The organism is Mesobacillus maritimus (genome assembly GCF_023715205.1).
Classification (GTDB): domain Bacteria; phylum Bacillota; class Bacilli; order Bacillales; family Cytobacillaceae; genus Mesobacillus_B; species Mesobacillus_B maritimus_C.
Genome location: NZ_JAMBNR010000030.1, coordinates 1 through 20,158 on the forward strand (window position 1 = coordinate 1; position 20,158 = coordinate 20,158).

Annotated in this window: 20 protein-coding genes; 8 read left to right on the top strand and 12 right to left on the bottom strand. The window is 35.5% G+C overall.

From position 1 onward, the window contains the following. Window positions 1-291: 291 nt before the first annotated feature. On the top strand, window positions 292-471 hold the full coding sequence (locus M3182_RS24705) for an H-type small acid-soluble spore protein (RefSeq protein ID WP_251433468.1): 180 nt from the start codon (window positions 292-294) through the stop codon (window positions 469-471). 143 nt (window positions 472-614) lie between these two features. On the opposite strand, the gene M3182_RS24710 is transcribed toward M3182_RS24705, so the two are convergent. From M3182_RS24710 to M3182_RS24735, 6 genes are all read right to left on the bottom strand, one after another. Next, complete coding sequence (locus M3182_RS24710; RefSeq protein ID WP_251560470.1) at window positions 615-1,733, bottom strand: amidohydrolase; 1,119 nt, start codon at window positions 1,731-1,733, stop codon at window positions 615-617. Between the two features lie 185 nt (window positions 1,734-1,918). Then, complete coding sequence (locus M3182_RS24715) at window positions 1,919-2,407, bottom strand: hypothetical protein (protein WP_251433474.1); 489 nt, start codon at window positions 2,405-2,407, stop codon at window positions 1,919-1,921. 411 nt (window positions 2,408-2,818) lie between these two features. Continuing rightward, on the bottom strand, window positions 2,819-3,460 hold the full coding sequence (locus tag M3182_RS24720; RefSeq protein WP_251433478.1) for a hypothetical protein: 642 nt from the start codon (window positions 3,458-3,460) through the stop codon (window positions 2,819-2,821). 396 nt (window positions 3,461-3,856) lie between these two features. Beyond that, entirely contained in the window at window positions 3,857-4,039 is a 183-nt protein-coding gene (locus tag M3182_RS24725; protein WP_251433481.1) for a hypothetical protein, read from the bottom strand. A 385-nt stretch (window positions 4,040-4,424) separates the two neighbouring features. After that, the gene (locus tag M3182_RS24730) at window positions 4,425-4,613 is read right to left on the bottom strand and encodes a zinc ribbon domain-containing protein (RefSeq protein WP_251560489.1); all 189 of its coding nucleotides are present in this window, start codon (window positions 4,611-4,613) and stop codon (window positions 4,425-4,427) included. A gap of 300 nt (window positions 4,614-4,913) precedes the next feature. Further along, window positions 4,914-5,978 carry a C45 family autoproteolytic acyltransferase/hydrolase gene (locus tag M3182_RS24735; protein WP_251560472.1) on the bottom strand — a complete coding sequence of 355 codons (1,065 nt, stop codon included), beginning with the start codon at window positions 5,976-5,978 and terminating at the stop codon, window positions 4,914-4,916. Window positions 5,979-6,541: 563 nt separating this feature from the next. On the opposite strand from M3182_RS24735, the gene M3182_RS24740 reads away from it, so the two are divergent. Together M3182_RS24740 and M3182_RS24745 are read left to right on the top strand one after the other, a co-directional pair. Continuing rightward, on the top strand, window positions 6,542-6,709 hold the full coding sequence (locus tag M3182_RS24740; protein WP_251433487.1) for a Fur-regulated basic protein FbpA: 168 nt from the start codon (window positions 6,542-6,544) through the stop codon (window positions 6,707-6,709). Between the two features lie 129 nt (window positions 6,710-6,838). Further along, complete coding sequence (locus M3182_RS24745) at window positions 6,839-7,042, top strand: hypothetical protein (protein WP_251433490.1); 204 nt, start codon at window positions 6,839-6,841, stop codon at window positions 7,040-7,042. 12 nt (window positions 7,043-7,054) lie between these two features. Here M3182_RS24745 and M3182_RS24750 read toward each other — a convergent pair whose 3' ends face one another. Further along, window positions 7,055-7,837, bottom strand: a complete 783-nt coding sequence (locus tag M3182_RS24750; protein ID WP_251560474.1) for a protein kinase domain-containing protein — start codon at window positions 7,835-7,837, stop codon at window positions 7,055-7,057. Window positions 7,838-8,406: 569 nt separating this feature from the next. On the opposite strand from M3182_RS24750, the gene ndk reads away from it, so the two are divergent. Together ndk and M3182_RS24760 are read left to right on the top strand one after the other, a co-directional pair. Continuing rightward, window positions 8,407-8,868 carry a nucleoside-diphosphate kinase gene (ndk, locus tag M3182_RS24755; RefSeq protein WP_251560475.1) on the top strand — a complete coding sequence of 154 codons (462 nt, stop codon included), beginning with the start codon at window positions 8,407-8,409 and terminating at the stop codon, window positions 8,866-8,868. A gap of 1,107 nt (window positions 8,869-9,975) precedes the next feature. Next, on the top strand, window positions 9,976-11,157 hold the full coding sequence (locus M3182_RS24760) for an LL-diaminopimelate aminotransferase (RefSeq protein WP_251560477.1): 1,182 nt from the start codon (window positions 9,976-9,978) through the stop codon (window positions 11,155-11,157). Between the two features lie 498 nt (window positions 11,158-11,655). Here the strand turns inward: M3182_RS24760 and M3182_RS26270 are convergent, their stop codons facing one another. The 4 genes from M3182_RS26270 to M3182_RS24775 form a co-directional block, all read right to left on the bottom strand. Continuing rightward, entirely contained in the window at window positions 11,656-11,778 is a 123-nt protein-coding gene (locus tag M3182_RS26270; protein WP_285869516.1) for a hypothetical protein, read from the bottom strand. 388 nt (window positions 11,779-12,166) lie between these two features. Further along, window positions 12,167-13,210 (bottom strand): hypothetical protein, encoded by a 1,044-nt coding sequence (locus M3182_RS24765; protein WP_251560479.1) that lies wholly within the window; start codon window positions 13,208-13,210, stop codon window positions 12,167-12,169. Between the two features lie 471 nt (window positions 13,211-13,681). Next, window positions 13,682-14,233 (bottom strand): DJ-1/PfpI family protein, encoded by a 552-nt coding sequence (locus tag M3182_RS24770; protein WP_251560481.1) that lies wholly within the window; start codon window positions 14,231-14,233, stop codon window positions 13,682-13,684. A gap of 466 nt (window positions 14,234-14,699) precedes the next feature. Continuing rightward, window positions 14,700-15,713, bottom strand: a complete 1,014-nt coding sequence (locus M3182_RS24775; RefSeq protein ID WP_251433509.1) for a DUF3231 family protein — start codon at window positions 15,711-15,713, stop codon at window positions 14,700-14,702. 792 nt (window positions 15,714-16,505) lie between these two features. Here M3182_RS24775 and M3182_RS24780 point away from each other — a divergent pair. The 3 genes from M3182_RS24780 to M3182_RS24790 are packed head-to-tail and all read left to right on the top strand — an operon-like array spanning window position 16,506 to window position 18,473. Next, window positions 16,506-17,261: an SDR family NAD(P)-dependent oxidoreductase gene (locus M3182_RS24780; RefSeq protein ID WP_251560483.1), complete on the top strand. Its 756-nt coding sequence runs from the start codon at window positions 16,506-16,508 to the stop codon at window positions 17,259-17,261. A 24-nt stretch (window positions 17,262-17,285) separates the two neighbouring features. Beyond that, the gene (locus M3182_RS24785; protein WP_285869521.1) at window positions 17,286-17,717 is read left to right on the top strand and encodes a MarR family winged helix-turn-helix transcriptional regulator; all 432 of its coding nucleotides are present in this window, start codon (window positions 17,286-17,288) and stop codon (window positions 17,715-17,717) included. A 21-nt stretch (window positions 17,718-17,738) separates the two neighbouring features. Further along, a complete protein-coding gene (locus M3182_RS24790; RefSeq protein ID WP_251560485.1) occupies window positions 17,739-18,473 on the top strand; it encodes a glucose 1-dehydrogenase in 735 nt (244 codons plus the stop codon). A gap of 308 nt (window positions 18,474-18,781) precedes the next feature. On the opposite strand, the gene M3182_RS24795 is transcribed toward M3182_RS24790, so the two are convergent. After that, window positions 18,782-19,435, bottom strand: coding sequence for an SDR family oxidoreductase (locus M3182_RS24795; protein ID WP_251560487.1), 654 nt, complete (start codon window positions 19,433-19,435; stop codon window positions 18,782-18,784). Window positions 19,436-20,158 lie beyond the last annotated feature (723 nt).

Below are 20,158 nucleotides of genomic sequence, written 5' to 3' on the forward strand. Positions count from 1 at the left end.
TGGGCTCTAACGCACCATAGTTAAGCGACCTTCCTCTCCCAGCCGTAGAATCAGTATTGACGGTTCTTAACCATTTTCATTCTCTGTGGTGAAGCGCTGATTTTTGCGCTTCATGGATGGCTAACGGTTATGATCCGAAGACCTGTATTAGGATAAGCTTAATTGCCCCTTGAAAAAAAGGTAAGCACATTAATGTGTTTACCTTTTTATTGAACGGTGTTCTTTTTTACACAAATTTCTTCAGAATGTAAATAAATAAAATCGTAGCCATTTTTTAAAGGAGTGTTGTTATTGAATACTCAGCGAGCACAAGAAATTGCCACTTCCCCTAATATGGTCAATGTGACATGCAATGGTGTCCAGGTTTATATTCAAAATGTGGATAGTCGGAAAGAAACAGCTCGGATTTTCCCTATCAACGAACCTCAAAAGGAAACCGAAGTGTCTTTATCAGAGTTGTCTGAGAACTAATTTAAGCAGCTTGGTTAAAAAGCCTGCCCAACCCACTTATAGAAAGACGGTTTTGGGGAGGCTTAAATTTAACCAGAGTATTTAAATGAAGTTATTAAAAGCTAATTTAAGTGTGTTTAATGAAAGTAGCTTCACTAATTCTACTATTCCACCTGTGCGATTCCTTTAAAAAGCTCGACTGCTGTTTCTATCAATTCATCGCGAAAATCATATTCAACCGTATGAATATGTGGATACTGTTCTCCATTGCCGATAAAAACCATTGCTCCTTTAGTTAACTTCGTATAGTGACCAAAATCTTCAGAAGCGCGATAGGCTTCCGTTAACTCCCCTAATGGTATACCTAGAGTACGACAAATTTTACGAACACGATTATTGGACTCTTTGTGATTCAACGTTTCAGGGAAAACATCTGTATATGAGAAACTGACCTTAATTCCATATTTATCTGCTTGTTCATAGGCTATCTTTTCAAGATTTTTCTGCAACTGATTTAATTCATTTTCGTATAGAGCTCGAATCGTCAACAGCAAGTCACCCTTACTAGCCGCAATCCCAAAAGCACGTTCACCAATATCGACTTTCACCACGGTACAAAGAACAAGTCCCTCATGTTTTTCTGGTAGTGTAAGACTTGGAATTTCTTCAATAATCCTTGCAATTGCAAACGCAGGATTAACACCTGTTTCCGGCTGACTCGCATGAGCAGGGGTTCCTTCCATACGGATTGTCATTCCCCTTGATGCACAGTGAGCGACCCCATCAATAACATTCACAGATTGAAAGGGTAAACCGCTCATATTATGGAAAGCATAGATTTCATCGATTTGCTGTTCTTTTATTAGTGAAGCACACTCAATTGCACCATCACCTGTCTCTTCTGCATGTTGAAATAGAAAGAAGATATTGTTTTCGCTCCCTTTTTGATCGACTTCAAGTGCAAATCCTGCAAGGCTTGCAGAATGTCCGTCATGACCACACTTATGAGAAACACCAGCAACTTTTGAAGCATATGGTAAGGAAATGGTTTCATCAATTGGTAACGCATCAAAATCTGCACGAAAAGCAAGATTTTTCTTCCCTTTTCCTGCTTGATAAACCGCATAAAACCAGGCACCCTTATCAACAACTTCAAGATTAGTATGTACTTGAAGAAAATCAATTAAATGCTGCTTCGTCCAAACTTCATGATTCGAAAGCTCAGGGTATCGATGCAATTCGTGACGCAGCTGTTTTGCTAATTCTAAGTTTTTAAGTTCCAAAATTTACCAATCCCCTTACAAATAGATAAATCATTTCTATGATTCTAGATAAATTTAAATTATATAAAATATAATAACCTTTATTGTATATTTATACAATCTAAGTGTTTTAAATACAAAACACATGCCCATATGGTTGGACATGCGTTTAATTAATAGAGTGTTGGCTGCCATTTAAACTTTTCCTATTCTAATGTTTGTCCCAACGCAATCAGCGCCACACTGCCGTAAACAAAAAATACTCCCACCCTATACATAAAAACTTGATCCTCTTTCACTAGTTTAATTCTTTCCAAAACAAAAATAACAGCCCTAATAACGACTAATGAAGTCCAAACTAGAAAAAAAGCAACTCCTGCCACCAACGGAATTTCTGTCCATAACCTAATGGCATCAGACTGATGATTTGTGAGAACACCGATAGCCATACCAAGATAATTCCAAATAAAAGCCCTAAAAAATAGAGTAAAGAAAAAAGTAGAATAGCGGTGAACGTAAGGAGAATATGCATGATCTAGTCGCATAATCCAATTAAAAATATATTTGATACATAGCTGACACGAAATAATTGGATGTTGCCAGGCAAATATAACATTGGTTATCTCCTCTTGAACATAAGCGGTCTTTCCAAACTTCATCTTTATTGTATCCTTATCCAGTTTTTTTCTGCTCATATCGTAACCCACCTAGTCGATATCTTTATTTATATAATACAAATGCGCTACGCACCGACAATCCGAGGAACAAACCGTTGAATGGGGATTGAACCGTTCCGTTCATTTATCAACCTTTGAAACAATTGGCACTCCCCCTCTTTGCTTTGACTGGGAAAGTTTGAACTTCATCTACCTCTATGAATGGTCGCAAGTAATCGAAATGCCAATGAGGTTTTTTCACCACTTTTAAATGCCGCTCAATTTCAATCTTCCCTTTGTAATGGTTTTAGGAAATATAACGTGTTTGCCTATGTATCAAACATTATACCAAAACAAAAAGGATACAAACCGTTTCCGATTTGTACCTTTTTTTAGTTTGATTTTATTTTTACTACTATCTCGACATGACAAATCTCGTTGTACTATAGCCTAAATCCTACCTTTTGCACTTAAGAAATTCATCGCATTTAAGCCGAATTCTAATATTTCACGTGATTGATAGACATTATTTTTCAATCCAATTGCTTTAGAGAATGAGTCATAATAGTCATATAGATTCCCTTCTTTCCCGTAGGGGAACGACAAATAATGAAATCCGTATTTTCCATTCTCATTAAAAACGGAATAAACCATTAAGGCATTTTGGGAAGCTACTTTCGTACTTAACAAATAAAGTCCTTCAATTTCTAGTAAATTTCCATGCTGGTCGGTAGCCGTTAATAGACCATCGTCAATTTTAATAAATACACAGCGGTTATGGGTTGAAATATCCATTACATCTACATAGGGTTCATTCATGGTAAGAATTGATTTACTCTCAGCTTTACTTAAGCGAATAGTTTTCCGTCCTGTTTTATAATAAAAAGCTGTCACGAGAATTGCTGGTAACAAATGATCTTTTACTTTCTCTTCATTTTCCTTCCCAACCACTTCAAGAACCTTCTCTCTTAAGTACGTTAAATCCGTCGCTCTTGTGAAATCCATTTCTACTGCAAGGGTCTTATAAAAATCCCCCATCGACAATCTGTCCCAGTTGCTTTTCATTGCTTCAAACTGATGATTCTTTGTCATAGGAAACCCTCCTATACTATATTCATCTTTCTCATAAGCTTTGAATCGCAACACCTAATGCAGACGGAACCTACAACCAGTACCGCAAAAAGCAAATCCAACACCCCAAAAAACCCCTATAATTTTTAAATATATGGTTGGACAGCCAACAATATGTCTAATCTCTAGATAAAGAGAGAGACGTGTGAAACAATTTGTTTTTGTGAAACAAGATTATTTGGAGCGTCTCTGTGACATTTAGGCAACGCCCTATAATCGCCTTCTTAGTCGTAAAACCTAAATCAGTACAGAAAGCATATATCCATTTTTTTATATTCTGGAGTATAGGTGAAACGCTATCCTTATTATTCTTATGATAAAAAAGAGCCCCCACTGGGACTCTAATACTCATTCCCCTTATGAAAGCCTTACCTTTCCAATTCTTATTCGCTTCTTCTTTTGGTTTGCATCTTTTTCCGAAGCATTCTTCTCATGATAAGAAATAAGACCAGCTTTATACAAAGCAATTCCGATGAACGTGGCTACAACAGTACTTCCAACTAGCATCCAGAATAATCTCCTGCTAACATTGTGAATCATTTCTCCACCTCATTCACCTTAGTTGTGGATGTATATGATCATACTTGGTAAATTATGAAAATGAATTTATTGTTACTGATCATGCAATTTTCATCACCCTCCTTTTTTTAAAAAAATTTCCAACAATCTAACTGGACTATTTCATATAAACAAAGGCTGTTTCGTAAAAATTGTTGTTGAAATCCTCGTGCCGATTTTAACGCAGTAATTGTCATTTTGGATGCTTAAAATTGTGTTAGCAAGCTCTTTTCTCTTGAATGAAGGTATTTTTTATTTATAAAACCTAGCTCATTCAGCCGTATTTTTAGTCAAAAGCAACAAAGTTTGAGTAAAGAGACTAACACAAAAACGCTTCCTCCTTTGAGGAGAAAGCGCAAGCAATATCTTATGAACAAAAAAACAAATCCAGTATATTGGATGCCTTTGATGCTTCTTTATTATAGAATTCAGAATAACCGCATTTATTGCAATACACCACGATAAACTGATTGTGTTGAACATCAAAAATTTTGGATAAACCTGTACCGGTCATCGCAACTTCCTTCTTGGAAGCATCTTTACTTCCACATTTTATACAGCCTTATTCCTCCATGTAATATCCTCTCCTTTAGTTTAATACGAAGTTATTCATAAAAAAGTTCCATGTTTTTCCTGTTCTATTTTTAGGAAACTAATGGGTAATATAGCTTTCGCATATAAGTTAACCTTTTATAGTGAATTCCTCATCTCATTTAGTATCTTCTAAGAAATCCATAAAATTTGGACCATTAATAAATCTAAGAAATCAAATGATTTGCTATACAACTGCCAAATAAAGAATTCCTAAATCTAAATAAACAGCTAAAAGTGCGTTGGCTCTTCCCACGCACCTTTTTTATTTTTGATACCAATCCGCTGGTTCCATATGGACAAACGGAATATCTGTATCGACCATTCCCTCTATTCGTTTCATTGCTAAGTTCTCCCCATTCAACCACTGGGAAAAATCAATTTTTGTTGGTTCTTGATCTCCACCAAGTGCAATCCATGCTTCTCTTTCTTTTGGAAAGTAAGCAGAAGTATGGATTGTACCTGCCCAGCTTCCATACAGTTTGGAGAATACGCCCTGATTAGTGTCATTTAAAAGTTTGAAAGCTTGTTTGCCGTTTAATCCTTGTTTTTCCTTTTGCTCAATAATCATCATTCGTTTAGTCGAGTCATCTAGAACACGACGATTTTCTTCGGTCATAATTTTAAAATGATTGGTGCACACTGATCCCTCACGCACTTCGATTCGTCGCGGTGATGTTTCCACAATAGAAGGCATTTCACTGTTTTCATCATATAGCACATAGCTAAATGATCCGCGGTGTGGAATTCCTTTTAACAAATACACCGCCTCTTCAACGCTGGAGCAACGTTCGAGTATCAGTCTGCCAATCATATGACAAATAAAGCCGTCACCCGGCCGTTTCCGATTCATAAACGTATAACCCATTGTTAATCCTTTTTCGTTCATCCCATCACAACGACCAGTGATTTTCTGGGTCAAACCAATGGTCGCATAACCACCATCATTGGGCTGGTAAATCACGCAGCGACTATCATATGTTTTCGGATGATAATCATAATTTCGGATCATGTAATTCTCGCCCACATAAATAGAACAACCAGAAGGATTGATGTTCACGCGATACCCACCAAATTCTAGCAAGACACGTTCCATAGGCCATTCTAAAGCAGCTTGTAATCCTAAAAGCTCTTCCCAAATCTGAGGGGCGTAAGTTTGAAACATTGCTTTTGTCTCCTCAGGATTAATCTTAAACTTAGGAATCCGAACTTTCCATTGCCGTTCACGATTTCTAACTAAAATTGAATCTTTTATGATTTTCCCTTGTTTTACCCCAAAATCATAATGGCTGCCACGAAATTGTATGACATCTGCAAATATCTTCTTCATGTTAGATTCCTCCATTTCTACCATTTCTAGGATATATTGAAAAAACGCAAAAATAAAGGATAGGTCCCGTGAAGTTTAAATTTGAAGTCTTACTTATATTAATTCTGCTAGATGTAGCTAAATAGAAGGATAATACAAGTTAATCTAACTAAAACCTACCTAATTTGATTTAGTGTAAAATTTCTATGAACATAATCTTGATCTCACAGAATGAATATTTGCAGGATATAAAATTGCTAGTGAATGTCACTACAAAACCCACTTCCTTCTCCTTGCATATTCATAAACCTCTATTAATTAAGTTAAAAATAAACTGCAAATTTTACTTTTATAATAGGAAAGTAACATTTTAGTTAAAAGTCATATTTTCGTTTTGAATCGACAAATTTTTATAAATGTCCTTTCTATAATAACAACAGTAAAGGAAAGGGTTAAGATTTTTAATATTTAAATAGTGCGTTAAAATAGAGGGTTAAATATGCTTCAATAGTTCTTTTTTTTAAGCCTATTTTAACCACCATCATAACTCTCCTTCCTACTAATTTGAATAGAGGTGCTTAATTATGGAAAACTCACTTCGATACGCAGTTCAGCTAAAAAAGGAAAAATTAATTCATAAGATGATCAAATTGGGAGTTTATAAAAAGGACAACAAACATTTATACGAATTAACTTTAAGCGATTTAGAAGAAGAATACCAATCTATTGAAAACAATTATTTGAAGCGATAACTATTAAAAGGGATTATTAAAAAGGTGCATTGAAACGTAGTATAACTTATAAGAGCAAACGATTAGGTTTAACTAAAAACTATGTTAGACTAAAAAACATACACCAATCTGAGAGAAAAGAGGTAAACTATGTTTAAAAAAATTCTAAAGCAAATTAAGAATCTTTCTCAAGACAGTAGCGCGCGAAGACATCGTCATTATCACCGGGGAAGTAGCAGCGAACGGAGAGGGAAATACTATGGTCGAGGCAGTAGCAGTAGTAACTTCCGTCATAAACGATCACCATTGAGTGGAAGTAACTATTACAAACGAAAACGCCGTAGCAGTAGTTAATCTTCCACCACATTAAGTTCCAGTCACGCCCGTTTGTTTTGATAACGCAGCATGAAGATCAGTAAAAATTTCACTAGTATTTGAGTAAGGTTCATCAATTTGAAGGAGTCTTTTTAGCAAATAAACAGTTTCGTTTTCTAAAGAAAGTTCTTCTGTCCAAGGAAGGGCTTTTTTGTTTTTAGAAGAGTAGGTTGTATAAAGCAAATACAAAAGGATATCTCCTAAATCATAGTAGTCCTGTTGTCTCATCTCTACGGTTTCTTTACCTTCGTCATTATGTATCGATAACCCAAAATCAATAAGGAAAAGTTCCCTGTTTTTTAGTAATATGTTAGGTATGCGTAAGTCTTGATGGTAAATGTGTTTTTTATGCAAATAATCCACTAAATCGAGCAACTGATATAGTATGAGTAAAGACTCTTTTTCATTGAAAGTTAGATTACTAAAAAAAATCTGGTCTTCTAGATTGTCACCGTCAATGAAGCTCATTACATAAAATAATTGTTTTTTATGTAAAAAAGATCCATAAAATGTGGGGATTTTATCGTGAGAAAGTTTACGCAATACAGAAATTTCACTCTCAAACATCTTAACCTCTTTTCTGTTACTGCTCTTACTCGGACGAAGCTGTTTGACCACCACCTTCTCCCTTGTTTCCAATTCTTCACAAAGATAAACAATGCCATAACTTCCGGTTCCAATAAGTTTTAATACCTCATAGTGATTGTTTAAAAGTTCTCCTTTTTTTATAGGTTTGTCTACAAAAAATTGATAAAGCTTTCGAATCGTACGCAATTTTGAAACCTCCTTTCACCTCACTTCATTTAGATAAAACACTGTATAAAAAATTTTAGTTACATAAACAGATTTCTAAAGTTTTTAAAGACCGCCAAAGGATTTTCAGTATATTTTCCTTCAGAAAACACGTCAACAATGGAATAATCCATTTTCACCATATGCTCCCACTAATCTCCTTTTCCTTGACTATACATTATTCCATTAAAAATGAAAGAGATAAAGTAGGTATTATTTATAGGCTCTTTTCTTAAACTTTGTTGTTTTTTGAAGAAAAAATACGTCTGAGTATCTAGATTATTCAATAATAATTTATATTTTATGAGAAATTAGGATTTAAACAACAATCGTTACAAAACAGCCTATTTAAATAACCCCAGAAGACGGTCGTGTTTCATAAAATCATCTACACTAACCGTTTCGATTATTCACTATGCTTTCAAGACGGGGCTCGAGGTACTATCTGTTCGTCTGGTAAGAATATTGAACTTTTACCAATATATAGTATACATAGATTCAAGCTTGTTCATAATGGTTATGAAGATACTACATTTTTAGAGGTGAATCGTATGACTTTACAACGCACATTTATCATGGTTAAGCCCGACGGAGTTAAACGTGGGTTAACCGGAGAAATCATCAAGCGTTTTGAACAAAAAGGTTTTACGTTATTAAATGCAGAGCTTATGACAATGGACCGCTCAAAAGCGGAATTTCACTATATGGAACATCAATCAAAGCCATTCTTTGGTGAATTGGTCGACTTCATTACTTCTGGGCCTGTTTTTGCCATGGTTTGGGAAGGAGAAAACATTATTGAGGTCTCTCGACTCATGATTGGAAAAACAAGTCCTGCAGAAGCTTTGCCAGGTACCATTCGTGGTGACTTTGCGTTTTGCAAAGAAGAAAATGTCATCCACGGTTCTGATTCCGTTGCTAGCGCAGAGCGCGAAATTGAAAACTTTTTCGGTCTTTTGAAAAGACGCAACTTAGAAGATGATTTCCCATTTGAAGATCGCAAGTCCGTTTAAAAACAAACGAAAGGGACAAATGATGAACCTCCCTTTCGTTTGTTTTTTATGTTTTAATTCCTTACTCAACATTTGGTCTCTTTCACCAATTATTACCCTAAACATACATTATAAACAATTCATTCATTGATTACGATGGATGAATTGTTTATAATCCAAAGTATATTTATAGGAATAAAAGGGAATTGGAGGACCGTAATGAAAATGTTAAAGAACCTTTTTAATGAAAAATGTCCCATTTGCAGAGAAGTTTTAATTAGTAAAAAAACAAGTGCTTTCGATGCCATAGTTATAAAATCTTGTCCCCAGAATCATTATCAAAAAGAATTCCATCCAGCTATCGAAACATCGATTGAAAGTTATCGATGATTGAATGCTGTAACGTCGAGGAAGTATTTTAACATATGATAATTTAGAAATAAAAGGCTAGGATTATAGCCTATCCTAGCTTTTTTGCTGGAATTGGACCAAAAAGGAACGTGTTGCTAACTATCAACATTCGTCATGAAGAAAAATGTAACTTCTATTGATAGGATGGTGCTACTTTATATTTGTATAAAATTTCAGGGAGGAAGTTGCCTTGATTTTCAATTTAAATCCTTTCTTTCCCTGTGCTTCTTGATAATTCGAAGTTTTTCATGATTTATCAGTGCAGGTAAAGTGTCCCCAGCTAAAATTCTTACCTCTTCATTACATGCATTTTCATTTAGAAAACTCTAGTCGGAAGTTCCATAGTTCCATTGCTGTTCCCCATACCTTTTCAATTTTATATTATGATGCAAAATTTCACCTCGTCGTATAGAGGTTAATGAAAACTCTACAATTCCACTTAGATTTCCCACTATCTATTTCTTCCATTCAAGTTAAACATAATCAGAGAAATGGAAGTAGTTCTCTTTTTATATAAAACTCTACATCTGTCTATCCGTACATATTACAGAAAAGAATGTAATTTTCGGATTACTTTGTTAAGATTAACATTATACAAAGTTTTTTGAATATACCATTTTTAACATCTGTTTAGGTTTAACCGCTTCCTTTAAATCATTGAGGATCCATCTTATACCTTTCGTAAATACAATTATATTTTTCTAGGAGATGTTTGTTATGAAGATAAACCTTAGTGAAAAAATGAATGAGTTCCCAACTTTAATTTTTAGCGAACTAGCAAAATATAAAAAACAAAAACTGCAAGAAGGAAAAGATTTAATTGACTTAAGTATCGGGAGTCCTGATTTACCTCCTCCAGATTTTGTAATCGATGAATTACAAGAAAATGTTCAAGATCCTTTACAATATGGGTACTCACTAACCGGTACAGAAGCGTTTCAGCAAGCTGTTTTGGACTATTATAATCGGGAGTATAATGTAAATTTACAGTCATCCGAAGAAGTCATAATGGTTATGGGATCCCAAGAAGGGCTTGTTCATTTGCCGATGGTTTTAACAAATCCTGGGGACATCATCCTTGTCTCAGACCCTGGCTACACCGCTTATGATGCAGGAATTTCTCTGGCTGGTGCTACCCCTTATCGAATGCCATTAAAAGAAGCAAATCAATTTTTACCAGATTTAGAAGATATTCCTCAAGAAATTAGAGAAAGAGCGAAGATCATGATTTTAAACTTCCCCGGAAACCCTGTACCAGCATTAGCTACAAAAGAGTTTTTTGAGAAAGTTGTTCAGTTCGCCAATGAACATCAAATTGTGGTCATTCATGATTTTGCCTATTCAGAGCTTTATTATGAGGAAAAGCCGCTCAGCTTTTTAGCCGTTGAAGGCGCAAAGGATGTCGGGGTCGAATTTAATTCTCTCTCAAAAAGTTTTAATATGGCAGGTTGTAGGATTGGTTACATGGTGGGCAATAAACAAATTATAAACGCATTAAAACGATTAAAATCAAACCTTGACTATGGAGTTTTTCTGCCGATCCAAAAAGCCGCGACTGTTGCTCTAAACCATTCTTCATTATTTAGCACACAGCTACGAAGTATTTACAAGAGCCGACGTGATCTGTTCGTGACAGGTTTAAATGAATTAGGCTGGAAAGTCGAACCTCCAAAAGCCTCGATGTTTATCTGGGCAAAAGTGCCAAATGCCTACTCTTCCCTCGAGTTTGTTTACCAACTAATCGATGAGGCTGGCATTGTCGTCACTCCTGGACACGCTTTTGGCAGAGAAGGCGAAGGGTATGTGCGTATTGCCCTAACGCAGAATGAAGAGAGATTATCAGAAGCGCTAGGAAGACTAAAGATGCTTACTTGGTTGACCATGAATGAAAGTGTCTAGTATTTTTCAAATGTTCATGCACGCATTGGATACAAAATTAAAGCCAAGACACATGCATTCATACTCAAAGATTCCATGTTCAAGTAATTAAAATAGTATGTTGCTATGAAGAATAGGCTTGGATAAAACGGCCAAGCCTATTTGAAATGGTTAAATAAGAAACCATATACTTAATGATTAAACATTCTTCGATAAATTTCATTCATTTGATTTTCAAATTCATTCGCCAGCTCTTCATGCTGCGTTTGTTGTTCCGTACCGTGAATCCTCACAATTTCATAGGCCGTTTGCTGCCAATCTGCAAAGTCTTCGGCTAGAGCTGTTTCAGCAATACTCTTTTCAAAATAATTAAGATAATGTAGAGCTGAATTTGCTAATGTAATCTCAGCTGTCTCATCTGTTTGAAAACTGCGATAGAACCATCCGCCCAGTTTGAATATGTATTTTGCATAAACTCATCTAAACTGGAAAATTCCGTCTTATCAACGATATAGGACTTTATATATCTATTGGCTTTGTATTGATGTCATCTATATTTATTTCGGGTTCGACTGTTTCAATAATCGGTTTTGTGTCATCTACTTTTGTGCCTTCTTCATAAGTATGTATAGTCGAATTCAATTCTTATTGGTTGTCTCCTAGTTCATCAACAAATATGAATAGCGGAGCTACAATTATGCCACCCCCTATTATGCCCGATGATATGATAAGTTTCGTCTTCATCTGTATTTCCCCATCATATAGAACTGTAACATAGCGTCTCAAAGAAAATAAAGGGGAAGCAGCCTTTTCCTACCGACCAATTTTATAGATGCAAGCATTGTAAAAACGTATCTAATATAAGGCTATCTCAACACAGACATTGACCGATATTCATACAAAACGAACAGAGTTTTTGCAGCAATGTAGCTGCCAATCTTGAATGGATTCTAGAATAAAAACAGCTTCTAAATTGCAGAGCAAGGGCACTTTCTTATGGAATCACAACAACTTGAAAGGCTCATCTTTTTCAGTCTAGTAATCCTAACTTATCAAGTCGTTCAAGTCTTTCCTGTAGAGTTTCCTTCCGCTTAATTGATAGTCCCTTATGTTTAGAGACATCTGTTTGCGATCGAATGGCAGCTTCATAGTAACTCATACTGTTGATTGTCTGTTGAGGTGAAGATTTCCCGTATTTATCAAAGATTTGATCCATCCAGATTAGAAGTGTTTCCAGTGGTACGTGAAGATTAGCGATGTTTTCAATCGAATGAATATCCTTAACAGACAGCAAATCTCCTCGATTTCGGAGATAGAGAAACTTCTCACTAATCTTTCTCACTCTATCGTTAAGAGAGAGATGATTATTCCGGTTGAAATCATCATCGGTTATCTTTAATGCTTGTTCCGTAAATTCATCACTCTCTTTATTTATTTGATGATGATTTTCAACCCTTGTTTTATTTTTATTTATTTTAATATTATTTATTTCTTTTTTGTTTATTTTTTCTTGTTTATTTAATAGATGTTCTTTTTCAACAGTTAAACTTGAAGTATTAGTTTTTAAATGTTGAATTTCAGCAATTAAGGTTGAAGTACTGGTCTCCAACTGTTGTTTTTCAATAACTGAGGATGAACAGGAGCGATTCCCCTGTAGAGCCTCTTCATTTTTACAATCAAAAACATCCTCAACTTCCGCAAGAAGATGTGAAAACGGTTCACTAATGCTTTTAATTTTAAATCCTTCATCAGCTAATTCCCAGATCATTTCGTTAATCTCTAAGTCGGAAAAAGGTAAATCGGAGACAGAATAAGAATGTAAGTTTTTGCTTCCACTCCGGTAGGTAATTTGAACCCAGTACCCTTTTTGTTCAAGCACTCTGATTCCCGCTGCAACTAAACCTTTTCCTAACTCAGCATACAGGTGTGTTTTACTAATTTGCCAATTGGTAGGCAGTGTCATCAAATAAGAAAGAAGCCCCATTGCGCGGATGTCTTTTAAATCTTCTTGGTAAGTCTTATTATCAATTTGAGCAAATCCTTTTGTCTTCGGGCGCTTGATAATTCCAATCATGAATTTCTCCACCTTTTTTCAATAGTTTACTGCTTTATGTATAATGCTCCGTCATCATTATAACTTTTGACTAGTAAACCACTCTATGGTTATGGAGGAAAAACTACTATGATGAAATCTCATACTTTAAAGAATCCCACCCCTTAAATATTGACAAAACTTCATTAGTTTGTTTTAATATTACTCTTTTAAATTATTCTTGCTAAACCATGAAAATGATCCAACGGTGAACCGTTATCTGAGGATAGAAATTTTACTTTTTCCTCGTTTAGTGCCATTTACATGTATGTTTAGGCATCATTTTCCACTAAAAAGTCTTAAACTTGACGAAAAAATGAATTTTTTTTCAAGGGTAATAAATTTCAAAGTGTAGTCACAATTCAAGAAGCTTACAAAAAAAATCATCAACCCCTTTGCTTTTAAGCCTTGAGGTTTGATGATTTTTATTACTTCTTTTAATGAGCCCAATATCTACTGGTTAATCTGTTTGATAAATTCTTTCATAAAACCTGGCAAATCTGGCCAAGCATGCCCAGAAATAAGGTTCCCTTGAACATGAAGAGGTTCTTCAATATAAGTGGCACCAGCTGCCTCTACATCCGGCTTACATGCTATGTAGGCGGTCATTTCTCTGCCTTCCAAATATTGACGAACTGTTGTTAAAATTAACGCTGCATGGCAAATAGCAGCGACTGGTTTATTTGCTTCAAAGAAGTGAGCAACGATTTTAGGTACATTTTGATTTAAGCGAATATATTCTGGCGCTCTTCCTCCTGGAATAATCAATCCATCGTATTCCTCTGGATTTACATCTTCAAAACAAAGATGTGCTTCGATCAAATATCCTTTGCTTTCAGTATACGTATCCCAACCAATAAAATCGTGTACTACCGTTTGAACTTTTTTCTTAGACGGCGCAGCAATTGTTACATTATAGCCTTCTTCTAAACAACGAAAATAAGGATAATAAATCTCCAATTCCTCAACCGCGTCGCCCGCTAGCAATAGAATTTTTTTGGTCATTACGTTCTCCTCCTTTCATTATCAGGGAAGTCTGGAAGTCCCCTTTACTATATATTCAATAGATTTGGTTTCTTCCCTTTCATTTTTAAAAATTGTACCGGAATGTTCATTTTTCAATGGCAACCTGAGTACATCACCTTTAAAAAAACATATAAATCCTCTTGCTGCTATCCATTTTAAATTGATATAAAAATATCCGTCTTTGATTTTTTCACCTTAAGATTCTAGGCAGAACAAAAAGCACAGTAGAAGAATACTGTGCTCAGTTTTCATTTCTTTTGATAAGGCCCTTTACTGAAACTTTGTTGCTTTTGAAGGTATACGACTGAATGAACGATATTATACCTAAAAATAGCTGCATTCACGAGATAAGAGCTTGTAAACTTAAATTGCGCCTGCGAAAAGACGATTATTGCGTTAAATTCGTAATAACAATCTTCACAGTCATTGATAACCAAATTAATTTTTATTCTGAACGCTTTGCTAATCCTTTGCGATCAATGGATTCTGGAATTTTTTCTAACCAACCATGTTTCACCATAATATGGTAAACACTCACACCAGCTTTCATCGCATTAGTAAAGACTTGTCGGTAATTCAGTATAATATCGGAGCGCAAACTTGATCCTAAGCTTGCACCATAATAGGAAAGGGCGGTATTTACTAAAAAAGCCGCATGAAACATCATCAATTTGTCCGAGAATGGACTGATTGTGGAATCAGTGATTTCTGCATCCCATTTCTCAGGTATAGGAAGATTGTCTTCCTGCAAAATCTTATCACAACTATCGGCATCTTTACTTGCCAATTTCACATTCTTCCGCATAAATTTCCGAACTTCTTCAGACTTTGCCACCTGACTGAACCCCAAACTGAGTGAACGAATAAAACCCGTTTTCCGAGAGTTGAAAAATAAATTACTAATTTCGGAACTGTTTAATGGTCTTTTGTCGCCAATCAAATTATCAATTATGCCAGTTGATTTCGAAAATTCAACTTCTAAAGGGGAAGGTACCCCAGGAACTCCTGAAAAGAATGGTTTTGTTTTAGAGATACTAACAATCTTTTGAAATAGGTCCTTTGAACTTACGGTACATTCAAAAAAATAATCTTGTATGTCTCTGCGCTCTGAGTTTGTGATTGCTAAGCTATATGCAGTTAATCCATGGATGGTCATAATATAAGAATAAAAGAGCATAAAATTATCTGAAAAAAGTCGTGGTGCCTTTAAGTTAACATCCTTTTCAGTAAATCCTTTTGGTACTTGAAAATTGGCATTTTCTAAAAAGGCAGTAATCTTCTTAATATGTGTTTCAGCTAAATGAAGGGATATTTCTAGAATCGTTTTGATTTTTTTATCCTCCACAATCTTAAGAAAATGTTTGTACACACAAATCGCCATACTATCGCCTTGATACTGAAACCAAAGCCCTGATAGTTCTGCAGAGGTTAAGGTGTTTTCCTTTGTTTTCCCAAACATCCTTTAACATCCCCCTAATTAATAACATTTCATTCGCAGTTATAACCCATCTTATTTTGCAGCATTTATGGAAAAATATGTAGAACTATTTCTATTGTGTTTTTTCTTTAAAAAATCTTCAAATGCATCGCCCAAAGTCATTTGAACGCGCCAAAAAGGCAAACTACCAATAATAGTTTGCCTTTTGTATTAAATACTTCCTTATAAATCCTCTTTGTATTCCCTTTAAGGTAATCTTAAGGTTAAATTTGTCTAAGTGAATACATGAAATATTTATTTTTCAACAACTCACTTTTGTTCATTCTCTCATCATTATTCTCCTCTAAAGAGTTACAAATGATTGTTTTGGGTCTTCATGCACATGTGCGATTTTAATTTTGACAAGTTAACAAACCAATAAGAGAAGTTAATACATATTGTTTTACCACTTCCGCAAACAGACTGACATCTTTTTGCTTTAATCCCAACATTTTAGATATTAATAGAGTTATAAAAGGAAGTTAAGTTTATTTTTTCAAAATTTTGATAGCTTACATTCCGTTTACTACTTTTTCTTATGAACTTATTAGTCCGTAAACTACCAATCAATCTAACTTCACTACGAGTTACTCATAAAAATCACATTAAACTCTTAACCTGTATAATTTTCTAGCATTCCTGCCAAAGAAATCATGCGTAGTTAGAGAAAAAATTGATAAATTGAAAACATTTTCTATAGCTTATAAAACAGTTTAATGCTAAACTATTCCTAAGTAGTTTAGCATTAAACTATTTTTAGAAAGGATGATTTAGATGGGGAAACTCCAAGACAAAATCGTCATTATTACCGGCGGTGCCGCTGGAATCGGAAGCGGGATTGCAAAGGCGATGGTGAAAGAAGGAGCCATTGTAGTAATTGTTGATTTAAATGAAGATACCGGAAAAAACATGGAAAAAGAACTACAAGCTATTTCACCAAAATCAATGTTCAAAAAAGCAAATTTAATGGACCGAGATAACCTTGAAACCATCATTTATACGGTGGTTGAAAAATACGGCAGAATTGATGTATTAGTTAATAACGCCCATGCATCAAAACAAAAAACTATTTCGGAAACAACACAAGAAGATTTAGATTTATCATTCGGAACTGGATTTTATCCAACTTTTTATCTTATGCAGGCTGCTCTTCCATACTTGAAAGAGTCAAAAGGACACGTCATAAATTTCGCTTCTGGTGCAGGCTTGAACGGACACGAAACTCAAGCAGCTTATGCAGCTGCGAAAGAAGCAATTCGTGGACTTTCACGGGTGGCCGCGAATGAGTGGGGGCGCTTTGGAATCAATGTCAACTTGATAAGTCCCATTGCTAATTCTCCAGGAGTGGAAGCGTGGGCAAAAGCTCAACCAAAATATTATGAAGAAGTAAAGAGCAGAATACCTATGGGATACTTTGGAGATATCGAGAACGACATCGGTCGTGTCGCTGTTTTTCTTGCGTCTGAGGATTCTAAATATATTACCGGACAAACAATAATGGTTGATGGCGGTAGCATTATGCTTCGCTAAGAAGAGAACACTGGAGTGGATTTTTTGCGTGAAACCAACCTTTTTAAGCTCATTCATATGATTGATAAAATCAATAACGATAACATAATTAAATTCACTAGAGCATTCCCCTATCCGCTTGGCATTTCTCCAATTCTAGTCTTAGCGGAATTGAAAACAAATGGTACACAAAGGCAAGTGGATTTAGCTAATAAACTAGGCTATACAAAAGGGGCAATGACGAATATTGCTACCAAACTTTTTGATTTAGGGCTTGCTGAAAAAGTGTTTGACGAAACCGACCGTCGGGTGATTCAGTTGAGAATTACCTCTGTTGGTGAAAAAGCATTGTCAGAAGCACAGGCAATTGGTAAAACCTTATTTATGGAACACTTCGAAGCATTGAGTGAAGAAGAAATACATCAATATATAAACATTCAAGAAAAACTTTTAAAACATATTGAAGACAATAAATAATTCCATTTGGAGGTATTTTACATGAAACGATTAGCTGATAAAGTTGCCATTATTACAGGTGGAGCCCGTGGAATGGGAGCAAGTCATGCTCGTTTGTTTGTCAAAGAAGGTGCGAAGGTCTTAATTGCGGATATCTTGGAACAAGAAGGACAAGCTCTCGCGGCTGAATTAGGAGAAAATGCTAAGTTTGTAAAACTAGATGTTACTAATAAAGAAAATTGGGAACAAGCTGTTGCTCTCACAGAAAAAACATTTGGTCCGGTAAACATACTAGTCAACAATGCTGGTATTACCATGAATAAATCCATCGAGGATTTGACACTAGAAGAGTACAAACGTATTGTCGATATTAATCAAGTATCGGTATTTTTAGGAATGAAAGCAGTTATCCCATCTATGAAAAAAGCGGAAGGCGGTTCAATAGTAAACATCTCTTCAATGAACGGCATAGTCGGGGGTGCGATTGGCTATACCGATACTAAGTTTGCTGTCAGAGGAATGACCAAAGCTGCTGCGCTCGGATTGGCTCACTATGGCATTCGCGTAAATTCTGTTCACCCTGGCGTCATTGAAACCCCAATGATTGTTCAAGAAGAAACAAAAGATGCCGTAAAAGAATTTGCCAAATACATTCCAAATGGTCGCGTTGCAAAGCCCGAAGAAGTATCTAACCTAGTCTTATACCTCGCTTCAGACGAATCGAGTTATAGCACAGGATCAGAGTTCGTTGTCGATGGTGGCATGACCGCTAGATAAATTAACGAAATCCCCTTCTCGGACAAATCCAAGGCTTGAAACCCAATTGTCGGTTTCAAGCCTTTTTCATAAAGGCAAAATTCACAGTTACGTCCCAAATTATCTATATGTCGTTTTCCAAACTATCCCCCTTATTGCTTTTACGGGGACAGGAATATTGGATAAAGTTATCATATTTAGCGAGCCACAGTGGTGATAGACAATGTGAATTTAGCACATTGTGCAGAGAAATAATTTTTAAAACTACACTTTACAAAAAAAGACAATCTACCACTTATGGTAAATTGTCTTCAAAGCATCCCGATATTTTATTGAACCGATGCCACTGCTTCTTGCACTGGTGTTGAGCCGCCAATTACTTGAAATTCCTTTCCGATCGTAGATTCATTTTCCACAGTCGAAAGAATCACCTGAGCAACATCCTGCCTTGAGACTTCCCCCACTTCGAGTTTGGAACCAATTTTCACATGGCCTGTTCCTTTGTCATTCGTGAGGATGCCTGGATGGATAATCGTATAATCAAGATCCGTAGCTCTTAACCATTCATCAGCATAATGCTTTGCTGCTACGTATGGTGCAAACGACTCTGGAGCTGACTGAATCGCTTCACGTGTCGTGTCAAAGGAACTAATCATGATAAACCGTTTGACACCAGTCAATTTAGCAGCTTCAATGGTTTTGACCGCACCATCTAAATCAACCATTATCGTCTTGTCTTTTCCGGTGTGTGCCCCAGAACCTGCTGTGAACACAATTGCATCTACGCCTTCTGCAGCTTTCGCGATTCCGTCAATGGTACCTTCTAAATCAACGATATCTGTTTCCGCACCCAGATTTTCAAAAAAGTTGGCTTGTTCCTGATTACGGATCATCGCCTTCGCTACGAAATTTTCACGATTCTGAATCAAGTAAACCAGATGTTTTCCAATTTGGCCATTGGCCCCTACCACTAGAATTTTCATGGTTTTTCGTCCTTTCTATATTTGTTCTAAGCAATCCTTTCTCGTAAATTGCTTCCCATTAATTAGCATAAATGGTTAATTAGGATGCGTCGAATAATCCGCCCACTCGTATAGCATATACCTTTTACTAAATTTCATTTGGTTCCTTAAGGATATACTCCATTTGTTCTCCTTATTCAAATAGAAAAAAAATAGTTCTGATAGGAATTCTGCAATTAAACCAACGTTTAAATAGCCAAGTTAAACAAAAAATATTCTCTATTCTTCTTATCTTCCCAACTTTCAAATTTACACTGGTTAGCTCATTATTTCCGATATTTATTTCTGTTTCACCAATTTTCCAAGTTTGTCCAGTCTAACAAAGGAATAATATACTAATTTACTCCAAACACAAAATCAAAAGTTCACCATTAAAATGCATTGGTTTTCAACCGTAAATCCTTATAAAAAATGGCAGTTAATATTATTCTTTATATGTACTTGATTTCTATCATTTTATTTAAGAATTTGCGTAAATTTGTTTACATAATATTATTATTTTTTCTTTAGGGAAGTCTTTATCAGAAAACTAGTATAACCGATTCCTGTAATTGCTTATAATAAAGTAGGGAAACCACTATCATGGCTTCCCCCTTATCAAACCGTACGTGCCCTATTAAGGCATACGGCTTACCCATATGTTACAAGTGTTATCAAGAGGATGCGTTCCAGGCATTTTGCATC